The organism is Thioalkalivibrio sp. (assembly GCF_041690275.1).
Classification (GTDB): Bacteria; Pseudomonadota; Gammaproteobacteria; order Ectothiorhodospirales; family Ectothiorhodospiraceae; genus Thioalkalivibrio.
Genome location: NZ_JAWLHP010000040.1, coordinates 1 through 12,203, shown reverse-complemented (window position 1 = coordinate 12,203; position 12,203 = coordinate 1). Strand labels below are relative to the sequence as shown.

The 12,203-nt window shown below is 68.7% G+C and carries 16 protein-coding genes; 11 read left to right on the top strand and 5 right to left on the bottom strand.

All coding sequences use genetic code 11. The features are described from left to right. Positions 1–30: 30 nt before the first annotated feature. The gene (locus ACESMN_RS09125; RefSeq protein WP_373053286.1) at positions 31–669 is read right to left on the bottom strand and encodes an ERCC4 domain-containing protein; all 639 of its coding nucleotides are present in this window, start codon (positions 667–669) and stop codon (positions 31–33) included. A gap of 482 nt (positions 670–1,151) precedes the next feature. Here ACESMN_RS09125 and ACESMN_RS09120 point away from each other — a divergent pair, with 482 nt between their 5' ends. Then, positions 1,152–1,772, top strand: coding sequence for a hypothetical protein (locus tag ACESMN_RS09120; protein ID WP_373053303.1), 621 nt, complete (start codon positions 1,152–1,154; stop codon positions 1,770–1,772). 17 nt (positions 1,773–1,789) lie between these two features. Here the strand turns inward: ACESMN_RS09120 and ACESMN_RS09115 are convergent, their stop codons facing one another. The 3 genes from ACESMN_RS09115 to ACESMN_RS09105 form a co-directional block, all read right to left on the bottom strand. Further along, on the bottom strand, positions 1,790–2,188 hold the full coding sequence (locus ACESMN_RS09115; protein ID WP_373053285.1) for an HIRAN domain-containing protein: 399 nt from the start codon (positions 2,186–2,188) through the stop codon (positions 1,790–1,792). Positions 2,189–2,277: 89 nt separating this feature from the next. Then, the gene (locus ACESMN_RS09110) at positions 2,278–3,252 is read right to left on the bottom strand and encodes a helix-turn-helix transcriptional regulator (protein ID WP_373053284.1); all 975 of its coding nucleotides are present in this window, start codon (positions 3,250–3,252) and stop codon (positions 2,278–2,280) included. 87 nt (positions 3,253–3,339) lie between these two features. Beyond that, a complete protein-coding gene (locus ACESMN_RS09105; RefSeq protein WP_373053283.1) occupies positions 3,340–4,371 on the bottom strand; it encodes an MBL fold metallo-hydrolase in 1,032 nt (343 codons plus the stop codon). A 393-nt stretch (positions 4,372–4,764) separates the two neighbouring features. Here ACESMN_RS09105 and ACESMN_RS09100 point away from each other — a divergent pair, with 393 nt between their 5' ends. Both ACESMN_RS09100 and ACESMN_RS09095 read left to right on the top strand, forming a co-directional pair. Further along, positions 4,765–5,466, top strand: a complete 702-nt coding sequence (locus ACESMN_RS09100) for a hypothetical protein (RefSeq protein ID WP_373053282.1) — start codon at positions 4,765–4,767, stop codon at positions 5,464–5,466. Further along, positions 5,466–5,957 (top strand): YcgN family cysteine cluster protein, encoded by a 492-nt coding sequence (locus tag ACESMN_RS09095; RefSeq protein WP_373053281.1) that lies wholly within the window; start codon positions 5,466–5,468, stop codon positions 5,955–5,957. The genes ACESMN_RS09100 and ACESMN_RS09095 overlap by 1 nt, the downstream gene beginning before the upstream one ends. On the opposite strand, the gene ACESMN_RS09090 is transcribed toward ACESMN_RS09095, so the two are convergent. After that, positions 5,900–6,592: a glutathione S-transferase family protein gene (locus ACESMN_RS09090; protein WP_373053280.1), complete on the bottom strand. Its 693-nt coding sequence runs from the start codon at positions 6,590–6,592 to the stop codon at positions 5,900–5,902. The genes ACESMN_RS09095 and ACESMN_RS09090 overlap by 58 nt on opposite strands. 57 nt (positions 6,593–6,649) lie before the next feature. Between ACESMN_RS09090 and ACESMN_RS09085 the strand changes: the two genes are divergently transcribed. The 8 genes from ACESMN_RS09085 to panD all read left to right on the top strand — a co-directional run bounded on the left by ACESMN_RS09085 (position 6,650) and on the right by panD (position 12,193). Next, positions 6,650–7,057 (top strand): RNA-binding S4 domain-containing protein, encoded by a 408-nt coding sequence (locus ACESMN_RS09085; RefSeq protein WP_373053279.1) that lies wholly within the window; start codon positions 6,650–6,652, stop codon positions 7,055–7,057. Further along, a complete protein-coding gene (locus tag ACESMN_RS09080; RefSeq protein ID WP_373053278.1) occupies positions 7,054–7,503 on the top strand; it encodes a DUF4916 domain-containing protein in 450 nt (149 codons plus the stop codon). The genes ACESMN_RS09085 and ACESMN_RS09080 overlap by 4 nt, the downstream gene beginning before the upstream one ends. 69 nt (positions 7,504–7,572) lie before the next feature. Then, positions 7,573–8,901 carry a polynucleotide adenylyltransferase PcnB gene (gene pcnB, locus ACESMN_RS09075; protein ID WP_373053277.1) on the top strand — a complete coding sequence of 443 codons (1,329 nt, stop codon included), beginning with the start codon at positions 7,573–7,575 and terminating at the stop codon, positions 8,899–8,901. After that, complete coding sequence (gene folK, locus ACESMN_RS09070) at positions 8,898–9,407, top strand: 2-amino-4-hydroxy-6-hydroxymethyldihydropteridine diphosphokinase (protein ID WP_373053276.1); 510 nt, start codon at positions 8,898–8,900, stop codon at positions 9,405–9,407. The genes pcnB and folK overlap by 4 nt, the downstream gene beginning before the upstream one ends. After that, complete coding sequence (locus ACESMN_RS09065; RefSeq protein ID WP_373053275.1) at positions 9,404–10,054, top strand: deoxynucleoside kinase; 651 nt, start codon at positions 9,404–9,406, stop codon at positions 10,052–10,054. Before folK ends, ACESMN_RS09065 begins: the two co-directional genes overlap by 4 nt. Before the next feature lie 17 nt (positions 10,055–10,071). Then, the gene (panB, locus tag ACESMN_RS09060) at positions 10,072–10,863 is read left to right on the top strand and encodes a 3-methyl-2-oxobutanoate hydroxymethyltransferase (protein WP_373053274.1); all 792 of its coding nucleotides are present in this window, start codon (positions 10,072–10,074) and stop codon (positions 10,861–10,863) included. A gap of 5 nt (positions 10,864–10,868) precedes the next feature. Next, positions 10,869–11,753, top strand: coding sequence for a pantoate--beta-alanine ligase (gene panC / locus ACESMN_RS09055; RefSeq protein WP_373053273.1), 885 nt, complete (start codon positions 10,869–10,871; stop codon positions 11,751–11,753). Positions 11,754–11,812: 59 nt separating this feature from the next. Continuing rightward, the gene (gene panD / locus ACESMN_RS09050; protein WP_373053272.1) at positions 11,813–12,193 is read left to right on the top strand and encodes an aspartate 1-decarboxylase; all 381 of its coding nucleotides are present in this window, start codon (positions 11,813–11,815) and stop codon (positions 12,191–12,193) included. The last annotated feature ends 10 nt before the right edge of the window (positions 12,194–12,203 follow it).

Here is a 12,203-nt window from a genome sequence, read left to right as displayed (position 1 = left end):
CGCGCGGGGTCGCGGGGGTCGCGTGAACCGTCAGGCGCTGTACTCCAGCACCTCGGCGATGCGGGCGGCGCGTTCGGCGTCGATGCCCTCGACCGCGGCCAGGGCGTCGGCATCCGCTGCGAGCACCTTGCGTGCCGAGCCGAAGTGGCGCAGCAGCGCCTCCGCACGGTCCGGATCCACACCCGGCAGCGCGCCGAGCAGATACAGCTGGGCATCGCGGCGGATGGTGGGCTTCCCGGGCCGCTCGGCGGTGGCGCCGCCCTGCGCCGAGGCCAGTCCGAGCAGGTAGATCAGCATGCCGCTGTTGTCCGCATCCGGGCTGGGCAGGATGGACACGTCGTGGCCCACCACCATCGCCGCCAGGGCCCGGTGGATGTCCAGTGCCTGCTGGTGGAAACGCGCGGCATAGAGGTCGCCCTCGACGATGTAGACCACCCGCGAATGCTGGCTCCCGAGCTTGGCCACCTTGTCCCAGAGGCTGCGGTCCACCACGCTCAGGATCAGGTCGGTGGCCGATTTGCGTTCGACGATCACGTCGCCGGGCAACAGGTAGTCGCCCACGTCCATCTCCGTGAAGTCGAGCGTCACGCCGGTCAGGCCTTCCAGGCGCTTGATGATCCGGCCCTTTTCGCGGGTATCGACACGGATGTGCAGTTCAGGTGCGTTCATTGCGGCTCCGGTATGGACGGTGTGCGCGCCCATGGTTACCACAGAGCGGGCCGCGCGAACACCGCGCGGGAGTGTGGGTTAAGGTGAAGGTCGCGCGCACCGCCCGCCTCTGCCCGCTTCCGGGGTAGGGCGATTGATCGCCAGGGTGGCGCCGGGCCCTCGGCGTTGGGAGGCGGCGTCTGGATATCCGCCCCTCGGGGCATGGTAGGATTCAACCCTGACAGTAAGGTTTTCGGCCCTGCGGCCGCGATGCGGCGTGAAACGTCGGGGGATGCGCTGCAGCCGGCATCCCGTCGGTGCCCGCGGCCGCAGCCGTGCTCCCGATGCGGGAACACGGTATCATCCCGCGCCGTGCGGGACCGCGCCCGCGCTGGTCACCTCCGCCGGGGGCGTTCCGAGGTGCGGATTCATGCGTCCCGGCGGCCTTGTCGGGGCCCTCTTCAGGAAGTCAACTTGAACCGGCTGTTCCCATGGACGCGCCCCTGATCTCCCTGCGAACCTACGTGCTCATCGACGCATTGCAGCCGCAGCTCGCGTCGTACATGGCCACGGTGTCGCAGGGATTTCTGCCCAAGCCGGGCGATTCCTGCCTGTGGCTGGAGGTGGAGCCGGGCATGGCGATACACCGGCTGACCGACATCGCGCTGAAGGCCGCCCCGGTCCATCTCGGCTCGCAGGTGGTCGAGCGTTCCTTCGGATCCATGAACATCCATCACCGCGACCAGGCCAGCGTGCAGGAGGCCTCGGACGTGGTGCTGCACTGGATGGGCGCCGATGTGTCCTCGCGCAAGAACTGCCGCGTCGCCTGGCACGAGATCATCCGCGGCATCAATGCCGACCACGCGGTGCTGATCAACCGCCAGAACCGCAAGGGTTCGATGGTCCTGGCCGGGGAGAGCATCTTCATCCTGGAGACCGAACCGGCCGGCTACATCACCTACGCCGCCAACGAGGCCGAGAAGGCCTCGAACATCACCCTGTGCGAGGCGCACGCGGTGGGCGCCTTCGGGCGCCTCACGCTCGCGGGACGGGAAGGCGACATCGATGCCGCCGCACGGGCCGCGATGGACGCGGTGGAGCGGCTCAACCGCGACAATGGCTGATCCGGGGCCGCGCCCTGCTACCGATGGGCCGTCAGGTAGAGATCCAGGTCGATCCTGGCCCAGGGGTCGTCCGTCTCGCGCAGCGTGTGGATCCGCGCAATCACCTCACCGCCGTGGTCCAGCAGATCGGACGCGAGGAGATTCTCGGAACGGGGCAGGTAGCCGAGCTGCTCGCCAAGCCAGCTGATGCGCACCGCCCGCGGATCCACCGGATTGGTCAGCTCGCGGCTGAGCAGCAGCGCCTGGCCGGTGCGCAGATAGGCCCACAGGCGCGCGGCCGCGTGATGCTCGAAGCCGGCCAGGGGCAGCCGCTGCAGATAGGTGCCCCTGCCGGCACCGCCAACGCGGCGCGGGCGGGCGTGGCCTGAGAGCATGGGCGTGCGCAGGGCCTGGAGATGTCGTCGGCGGAGATTCATCAGGCATTCCTCGGTTTGGGCCTGACGCCGTTATACCCCGGCCGGTGGCTCACAGAGTGAGCCAGTGCCGCCGGGGGCGCGATTTTTTTTCAGGCCTGCCGGTCGGGATAGCGCTGCGCCGCCGCCTGCAGCCTTGCGGCCACCTGGCGGCGCAGCTCGGGTGGTGCGACCACCTCGACGTCCGGTCCGTATTTCAGGATGTCCATCACCAGTTCCCGGGAGTCCGAGTAGGGCACCTGCAATTCGTACGCGCCGTCCACCCACCGGCCGATCTGGTCCGGGTGCCAGCGTTCGTCCGCGACCCAGCGCGCGCGCTCAGCGGTGAACCGCAGCACCGCCCACGCGCGGGCCGCACCGGTAAAGATGCCGAAGCCCGCACCGATGTGATGATCGAGATCGCTGTCGCTGGCATCATGGAACGGCGTCGCCGCGGGCCGGACCCTGCGGATCCGGTCCAGCGCGAAGGTGCGCAGAGCCTTGGCCTGGTCGCAGTAGGCGACCACGTACCAGTTGTCCCGGTAGTGGACCAGACGATAGGGATGGATATTGCGCGAGCCCGGCGCATCGCGCTCTCGCCCGTGGTAGGTAATGGTGAGCGGGCGCTGGTTGAACACGGCACCGGAGAGCTGCCCGAAGACCTCGAAATTCGTGCGGCGTGGAGCCATCGGTTGCAGGCTTACCCGGCTGGCGACCAGCTCCGCGCGCTGCCCGCCCTCGCCCAGCAGTTTGCGCACCTTGGTCTTCAAGAGCCCGATGGATGTCCCCAGGAGACCTGGCTGAACGCTGTCGAGAAGCTGCTGCGTCGCAAGCAGCGCGTGCAGCTCGCTTTCGTTGAACCAGATGCCCGGGAGTTCGAATTCCGGCGCGTCCGGATCGTAGCGGTAGCCGTTGTGGCGCCGGTCGTACAGGATCGGCGCCTCCATGTGGTCGCGGAGGTAGCGGATGTCGCGCTTCAGGGTGGCCCGGGAGACCTCGAGCCGCCCGCACAGCGTGTCGAAGGGCACCGGCCGGCGCGCGGAACGCAGGATGCCGTGCAGATGGAACAGCCGATCGGCACGATTCATGGCCGCAGTACCGGACCTCCGTCGGTGCGGACGCTTCCGGAGGGGAGGCCGGCTGGCGCGTGCGCCGTCGGCGTCATCGGCGCCGGTTCAGAATGCCGCCATCTCGGCCTCGAGATACGCAAGGCTGACGTAACGGCCGATGTTGTCCTCGAAGCCGCGCGTCTCTGCGGCCTTCTCCGCCACCCGCGGATCGGCCAGCACCCGCGCCCGCGCCTCGGCGATGCTCTCCATCTCCTCGACCGAGGCCAGGCAGTTCTCGTAGATGCCGGCAAAGAGCTCGCGGTTCCACTGCATCAGGTCGTCGGTGGCGCGCCCGTGGCCCGGTACCCAGATCTCGGAGCCCGCCTCCGCCAGCAGCGCGTCGATGTAGTCGATGGAGCCCTGGAAGGAGCCGTCGTCCATGTTCGCGATCCGTCGTTCCATCGCCACGTCGCCAACGTAGGTCAGGTCGTCGTTGACCACTTCCATGCTGATGTCGCTCGGGGTGTGCGCGACTCCGTAGTGGTGCATCCGCAGCAGCGCGTCACCGAAGCGGAATTCGTCGCCGTGCTGGATTTCGCGGTTCGGCGCAACCACCCGGGTACCAATGGTGGCTCCCTCGGTCCAGCGCTCCATCAGGCTCCGCCACAGATCGCCCTGTACGCCCTCGATCTCCGCCTTCGTGTGCGGATGCGCGTAAATCGGGAGGTCCGGTCCGTACTCGTTCACGAAGGCGTGATTGCCCAGCCAGTGGTCGCCATGGTAGTGCGAGACGAAGATCGCGACGACCGGCCGGTCGGTGACGGTGCGGATCATGCGGATGGCCATCTCACCGATCTGCAGCGAGCCGCCACTGTCGAGGATCACCACGCCCTCGTCGGTGACCACGAAGGTGATGTTGCACATCATCCCCTTGTTCTGCGGGGTCGGAAAGACCTCCTCGGAATGGATCATCCAGACGTTCTCGCTGAGCTGGATCGGCGGGATGTCCTCGACGGGCGGACCCTTGAGGAAGTCGTTCAGATCGTCGGCCAGGACGGTGATCTGCGGGGCGGTCGCAATGATACCGGCCGTTGCGAGCGATCCGGCGCCGAGTTGCAGGAAGCGGCGGCGGGACATCCGGGGCGGGAAAGACGGCATGCTGCTGACTCCGTTGACGTGAAGGTAGCGCGTGGCGCGCTCGATGCATCCAGAGGACGACAGGGTAGCGGATACCGCGCCTCCAGCACATGTGCCGGTGGACCACGCTAGTCTAATTGACGTGCAAGGCACCGAAGATCTTCCATCTCCCGCCGCTGGCGCGCCCGTGAACGGCGGGCATGCTCCGGGATCGCCGCGCCGCGAAGACGGGCGACGGGTTCAGGCTGCGCGGGACCAACGGGCTCCGACACCGCAGGCCAGGGGCCCTGCTATACTTGGCAGCCGATTGCGGGGACCGGAGCGGGCGGCCCGCGCGCGCCGCAGGGCCCGGGCAGGACTGGAACGGCCGCCGGGCCGGGAATTTTTCTGAAGGCCGTTGTGCCGGGAGTTGGGATGCGTTTCGGAGGATGGCTCGGGGGGGTCCTGGGCACCATTCTGGTGCTGGTGCTGATCGGCGTCTTCCTGATGCCGGACCGCACCCAGATGCAGCAGTTCGACAACCTCCCCTGGCAGGTCGAGATCCCCGCGGAGGACCGGACGCGCGTCCTGGGCATCGAACTCGGCCGGACGACGCTCCGGGACCTGACGGATCGCCTCCCGGTGCCGGATATCCGGCTGTTCGTTGAACCCGATGGAACCCGGACCGTCGAGGCCTTCTACTCCAATGCGCGGATTCCCCCGTTCGAGGCCAACCTGGTGCTGCGCCCGGCCCTCGACGAGGCCGACATGGACTACCTCTGGGGGGAGCGCACCTCCGATCGGCCGATGCCCAGCGGTGCACGCCGCTACGGCCTGAGCGACGACGCATTGCGGATGCTTGGCGACACGCCGGTGGTGGAGATGAGTTACATACCGCGGGCGCGCTGGGATTCCGATCTGGTGCGGGCGCGATTCGGGGAGCCTGCAAGCCACCTGCGCATCGGGGACGACCAGAGCTACTGGCTGTATCCGGAGCAGGCCGTCGCGATAAGGATCCCGACGGGCCGCGGCCGCGTGCTGATGCACTTCGTCACGCTCGAACGCTGGGAGCCGGTCGTGGAGCGCCTCGAGCGGGCCGGCCAGCTGCTCCTGGACGGCACGCAGGGCCGGGATTGATGCCGGCGCCATTCTGGCAGCGGCCGCTGGGGACGCTGGACGAGCGGGAGTGGGAGGCCCTCTGCGACGGCTGCGGACGCTGCTGCCTGCACAAGCTGGAGGACGAGGACACCGGCGAGCTGGCCTTCACCTGGCTCGCCTGCCGTCTGCTGGACTGCGAGACCGGACGCTGCTCGGACTATGCGAACCGGATGCGCCGGGTCCCCGACTGCCTGAAGATCGACATCGAGTCCGTGGCCCGCTTCGAGTGGCTGCCGCCCACCTGTGCCTACCGCCTTCGCCTGCGCGGCGAGCCCCTCCCCGATTGGCACCCGCTGATCTCCGGGGACCCCGGGACCGTGCGTGCGGCAGGCGTGTCGGTCGCGGGGCGGGTGGTCCGCGAGGATGCGGCACCCGACCTCCCGCTGATCGACTTCGTCGTTGACTGGCCCGGTCAGTGGCCGCGTGCCGCGAGCCGCCCCGCCAGGCGCGGGCCGGCGAAGCCCTCCTGATTGTTCAGGAAACGGACCAGCCGCTCCCCGAAGTCCTCGATGGTCGAATCCTTCACCTCCGGCAATGCCGACACGTGCTGCCACCAGCGTGCGAGCTGCGGGTACTGGACGGGCTGCCACGGGCTCTCCGGATCCTGCAACAGGTCGTAGCGCATCAGGACGGGCGCAAGCGTCGAGTCCAGCAGCGAGAAGTCGGATCCGGAGAAGCAGGGACCGGCCTGGCACTGCTCCTCCATCCGCGCCAGGCCCTTTGCCGCCTCGTCGCGGGCCTCTCGAAAGGCCTGTTCGGTGGGTGCGGTCATCCAGCGGTGCATCGCCATGATCATGTCCGATGCGAAGGCGATCCAGGCGCGGGCCTGCGCGCGCTCCAGCGGGTCCTCCGGCAGCAGGCGGGGCGGCGCGATCTCGTCGACGTACTCGCTGATCACCGCCGACTCGAAGACCGGAGTATCCCGGTTCACGAGCAGCAGGGGCACCTTCCCGGTCGGGGATTTGTCGCGGAACCACGCGGGGGGGTCGTTCGGATCGATGAAGGTCAGCTCGAAGGGGACCTTCTTGTGTTTCAGCGTGATGACGCTACGCTGAACGAACGGACACAGGGGAAAGCTGACCAGATGCAGATTGGGCAGGGCCATGAGACCTCCAGACGGCGGCGGTAATCGGTCCCCGATGGCTGAACGGGCGTGCGGGCCGTGACTCCATCCGATCACGATAACGGCTCGCTGCGCCTGGACAAGTGGCTCTGGGCCGCCCGTTTCTTCAAGACCCGGGCGCTCGCCACCGAGGCGGTTGCAGGAGGGAAGGTGCACGTAAATGGCGATCGCTGCAAGCCTGCCCGGAAGGTACACCCCGGCGACCGGGTGACGGTGCAGCGGGGCCAGGAGCTCTTCGACATCGAGGTCCTCGGCATCAACGCGCAGCGCCGTCCGGCTGCCGAGGCGCGGCAGCTGTACGCCGAGACCGCGGAGAGCGCGGCGCGGCGCGAGGCGGAGGCCGCCCGGCGCCGGGAGCAACGGGACAGCGCGCGCCCCGGGCGCCGCCCGGACAAGCGGGAGCGCCGGCATATCCGCCGCTTCATCAGAAAGGAGGGAGAGATGTGAACACAGGTCATCCGGAGACACCCTTGCTGGCCGTCGATCTGATCATCCGGCACGCCGCCCACCCGGGCCGGGTGCTGCTGATCGAGCGCCGCAATCCGCCGGCGGGCTGGGCGCTGCCCGGCGGGTTCGTCGACCGGGGCGAGCCGGCGGAGCGGGCGGCACGGCGGGAGGCAAAGGAGGAGACCGACCTCGACGTCCGGCTCGAGATCCTGCTGGGCGTGTATTCGGACCCGGAGCGTGATCCGCGGGGGCACACCGTGAGCCTGGTCTACGTTGCCCGGGGCGAGGGAGAGGCCCGGGCGCAGGACGACGCGCTGACGCTGCGCTGGATCGACCCCGAGGACCGGAGACAGACGCTGGCCTTCGATCACCGGCGGATCCTGGATGACTACCTGCGCTTCCGGGTAACCGGAGAGGTCGCCCCCCTCCGCAACGGCGGCGTCTGAGTGTCCGGACGGTGCCCGGCGCAGGCGACCTGTTATCATGCGGACGTTTCCGAGCGATGACGAATCCTGGTGAGCCAAGCGGTCCAAGCCCCTGTACAGCCGCGGGTCTACTCCCGCGATCAGCACCCGATCTCGCGCGCCGCCATCAGCGACAACGCGCTGAAGGTCCTCTATCGGCTGCGTGACGCGGGCTTTCGCAGCTGCCTGGTCGGCGGCGGTGTCCGGGACCTGCTGCTCGGACGCGAACCGAAGGACTTCGACGTGGCGACCGATGCGCATCCCGAGGACGTGCGGCGGCTGTTCCGCAACTGCCGACTGATCGGGCGGCGCTTCCGGCTGGCCCACGTCACCTTCGGGCGCGAGATCATCGAGGTCGCCACCTTCCGGGCACCGTTCGGCGCCGAGAACGAGGAAGGCAACATCGAGCTCAGCGAGGATGGCCGCATCCTGCGCGACAACAGCTACGGCACCATCGAACAGGATGCGTGGCGGCGAGATTTCACCATCAATGCCCTCTATTACGATATCGCCAACTACTCGGTGCTGGATTTCACCAACGGCGTGATCGATCTGCACGAGGGCGTGCTCCGCCTGATCGGCGACGACCCGGAACAGCGTCTGCGCGAGGATCCGGTGCGCATGCTGCGCGCGGTGCGCTTCGGGGCCAAGCTGGGCCTGCGCATTGCGCCGGAGGTCGACCAGGCGCTGCACCGCTTCGCCGGCCTGCTGACGTCCGTGGCGCCCGCGCGGCTCTTCGACGAGGTGATCAAGCTCTTTCACAGCGGCGCGGCGGTGACCTGTCTGGACGAACTCGAACGCTTCGGCCTGTTCGAGGCCATGTTTCCGCAGGCCGCGGAGTGCTTTGCCGACCCCGAGACCGGCCCGGCCCAGCGGGACTTCCTGGTCGAGGCCCTGAAGAACACCGATGCCAGGATCCGCGACGGGATGGGCGTGCACCCGGCCTTTCTTTATGCGGCGATCCTCTGGGCACCGGTGCGGCGCGAGGCCGGGGCGCGGCTGGACGCCGGCGAGGAACCCGTCGCCGCCTGGCAACAGGCGGGTTCCATGGTGCTCGAGCGGCAGGTGCAACGGGTCTCGATACCGAAGCGTTATTCACTGGTGGTGCGCGAGATCTGGGAGCTGCAGCAACGCCTTCCCCGGAACCAGGGCGGGCGCGCCCTGAAGCTCCTCGGCCATCCGCGCTTTCGCGCGGGCTACGATTTCCTGTGCCTGCGCGCGCGTGCGGGCGAAGCGGATCCGGAACTCTGCGCGTGGTGGACCGAGTTCCAGGACAGCGACGCCGCGCGCCAGCAGCAGAGGCCCGCGGCGGGGGCACCGGACACCGCGACGCGGCCGCGGCGCGGCCGGAGCCGGCGCCGGCCAAGGGCGGTGTCGTGAACGCGCCGGTGTCGGCCTTCATCGGGATCGGGGCCAACCTGGGCGATCCGGTTGCCCAGGTGTTCGACGCCCTGGCGCGACTGGCTCGCGACCTGCCGGAGACCCGTCCCTCCGGACGCTCGCGCCTCTACCGCAATCCGCCGATGGGGCCCCGGGACCAGCCCGATTACGTGAACGCGGTGGCGCGCCTGGAGACCCGGCTCGAGCCCCGCGCGCTGCTGCACCGGCTGCAGGCCATCGAGGTCGCCTGCGGGCGCCGGCGCGACGCCACCCGCTGGGGTCCGCGCCTGCTCGATCTCGACCTCCTGCTCTTCGGCGAAGAGGTCATCGACGAACCGGGCCTGCGGGTCCCGCACCCGGGCATCCCGGAGCGTGACTTCGTACTGCTCCCGTTACTGGAACTGGCTCCCGGGTTGATGATCCCGGGGCACGGCCCGGTCGCGGCGCTGTGCCGCGGGATGTGCGGAACCGGGCTGCAGGCCGTTGCCGAGGAGACGCGCGCATGAGCCTTGCCGATTTCCGGTTCATCGCAGTGGAGGGTCCGATCGGGGTCGGGAAGTCGAGTCTCGCCCGGATGCTCGCGGAGCACCTGGGCGCAGAGGGCCTGTTCGAGGTGCCGGACGAGAACCCGTTCCTGGAGCGCTTCTACCAGGATCGTTCCAAATACGCCCTGGCCACGCAGCTGCATTTCCTGGTGCAGCGCATCCGGCAGCTGACGCCGCTGGCTCAGCTCCAGCTCTTCGAACGCCTGCACGTGGCCGACTACCTGGTGGACAAGGATCCGCTGTTTGCGGAGCTCAATCTCTCACCCGACGAGATGACCATCTATCGGGAGATGTTCCGGCACCTGCGCCCCCGGCTTCCGCGCCCGGACCTGGTCGTGTGCCTGCAGGCCCCGGTCGACGTCCTGCTGGAACGCATCCGCCGGCGCGGCCGCGGCTACGAGCGCCGGATCGACGGCGCCTACCTCGAACAGTTGAACGCAGCCTACGCGGAGTTCTTCTATCATTTCGATGCGGCCTCGCTGGTGATCGTGAACGCGGCGGAGATCGACTGGGTCAACCGCGCCGCGGATTTTCGGCAGCTCGTCGAATTCCTAAATCAGGTTCACGGGGGGAGGCACTACTTCAACCCTCTGCCCGTGCAGCTGTGACCGGTGCAGGAGGTCCGATGCGCACTACCATTCGCACCCTTGAAAGGCACAAGCGGGACGGACGGCCGATCACCTGCCTGACTGCCTACGATGCCAGCTTCGCCCGGCTGCTGGACGCCGCGGACATCGACGTGATCCTGGTGGGCGACTCGCTGGGCATGGTGGTGCAGGGGCACGAGACCACACTTCCGGTGACCATCGAAGACGTGGTCTATCACGTCGCCGCGGTGTCCCGGGGCGCGCGTCGCGCGATGCTGATGGCCGACCTGCCGTTCCTCGGTGACCGCGACGTGCTGACCGCGCTGGAACAGGGGGGTGCGCTGATGCGCGCCGGCGCGCAGATGGTCAAGGTGGAATGCAACGGCGCTCACGCCGATCTCGTGCGGCGTATGGCCGGTGCCGGGATTCCGGTGTGCGCGCATCTCGGCCTGACCCCCCAGGCGGTGCACCGTTTCGGTGGCTACCGGATCCAGGGCCGGGAGTCCGCGGCGGCCGATCGCATGCAGGCGGAGGCACGGGCGCTCGAGGCCGCGGGCGCGCAGTGCCTGCTGCTGGAGGGGGTTCCGGAGGCGCTGGCGACGCGCATCGCGCACGCGGCCCGGGTACCGGTGATCGGGATCGGCGCGAGCCCCGACTGCGACGGACAGGTGCTGGTGCTGCAGGACGTGATCGGCCTGACGCCGGATCCGCCCCGGTTTGCACGCAACTTCATGCCGGGGGCCGGAGGGCTCGCCGAGGCCATCGCGGCCTATGCCGCGGCAGTGCGGGAGCGCCGCTTCCCCGTTTCCGGCGAGCACACCTTCACCTGAACCCGATGCGGATCCTTCGCGATCGACGCCAGGTGACCGCGCTGTGCCGGGAATGGCGGAGCAGGGAGCTCGGCAGACTCGCCTTCGTGCCGACGATGGGCAACCTGCACGCAGGTCATCTTGCGCTGGTGCACCGCGCACGGGAACAGGGCCGCCGGGTGGTGGTGAGCGTGTTCGTGAACCCCCTGCAGTTCGACCGTCCCGACGACCTCTCCCGCTATCCGCGAACGCTGGAGGCCGACGCGAAGATGCTGGCCGAGGCCGGGGTCGACGCCCTGTTCTGCCCGGACGCCGCCGAGATGTACCCGGAACATGAGCCGGTGACCGCGCGAGTGGTGGTCTCCGGGCTGTCGCGCGTGCTCGAAGGCGAATCGAGGCCGGGCCACTTCGACGGGGTCGCCACCGTGGTCGCCAAGCTGTTCAACCTGGTGCGGCCCGATCTCGCGGTCTTCGGCGAGAAGGATTATCAGCAGCTGCTGCTGATCCGGGGCATGGTCGCGTCGCTGAACTTTCCGGTGTCCGTCGAGGCTGTGCCCACGGTCCGCGAGAGCGACGGGCTGGCGCTCAGTTCCCGCAATGCCCGGTTGTCGCCGTCCGGGCGGGCGCGCGCGCCGGAACTGTACCGCTGCCTGCGGGACACGGTAGAGGCCTGCCTGCTCGAACCCGACCAGTGGCCCGGGATCTTTCCCGAGCTCGTCGCCACGTCCGAGGCACGGTTGCGCGAGGCGGGTTTCCGGCCGGATTATCTCAGCATCCGGCGCGCCGAAGACCTGGGGGAACCCGGGCCGGGGGACCGGGATCTGATCCTGCTGGCGGCTGCCTGGCTTGACGGCGTCCGGCTGATTGATAATCTGCGGCTTCGCTGCGGGAAGTTTGCCGGTCCTGCATGATTGCCGCATAATGCGCTGCACAATAGTTGCTGACGAACGCGTCACCGGAGTTTCCGCCGATGATGATTAGCCTACTGAAGGGCAAGCTGCACAAGGCCCGGGTCACGCACTGCGAGCTCGAGTACGAGGGTTCTTGCGCGATTGATATCCGACTGCTGGAGGCGGCCGGCATCCTGCCGTTCGAGCAGATCCAGATCTACAACATCGACAACGGCGAACGCTTCACCACCTATGCGATCGAGGCCGAAGCGGGCTCGGGCGTGATCTCGGTGAACGGCGCCGCCGCGCACAAGGCCGCGGTCGGGCACCGGGTGATCATCTGCGCCTATGGCCAGCTGGACGCGGAGGAGGCCCGATCCTTCACCCCGAACCTGGTCTACCTGGGTCAGGGCAACCGCATCACGCACACCGGCCACCAGATCCCCGTCCAGGCCGCCTGACGCTGCGGCG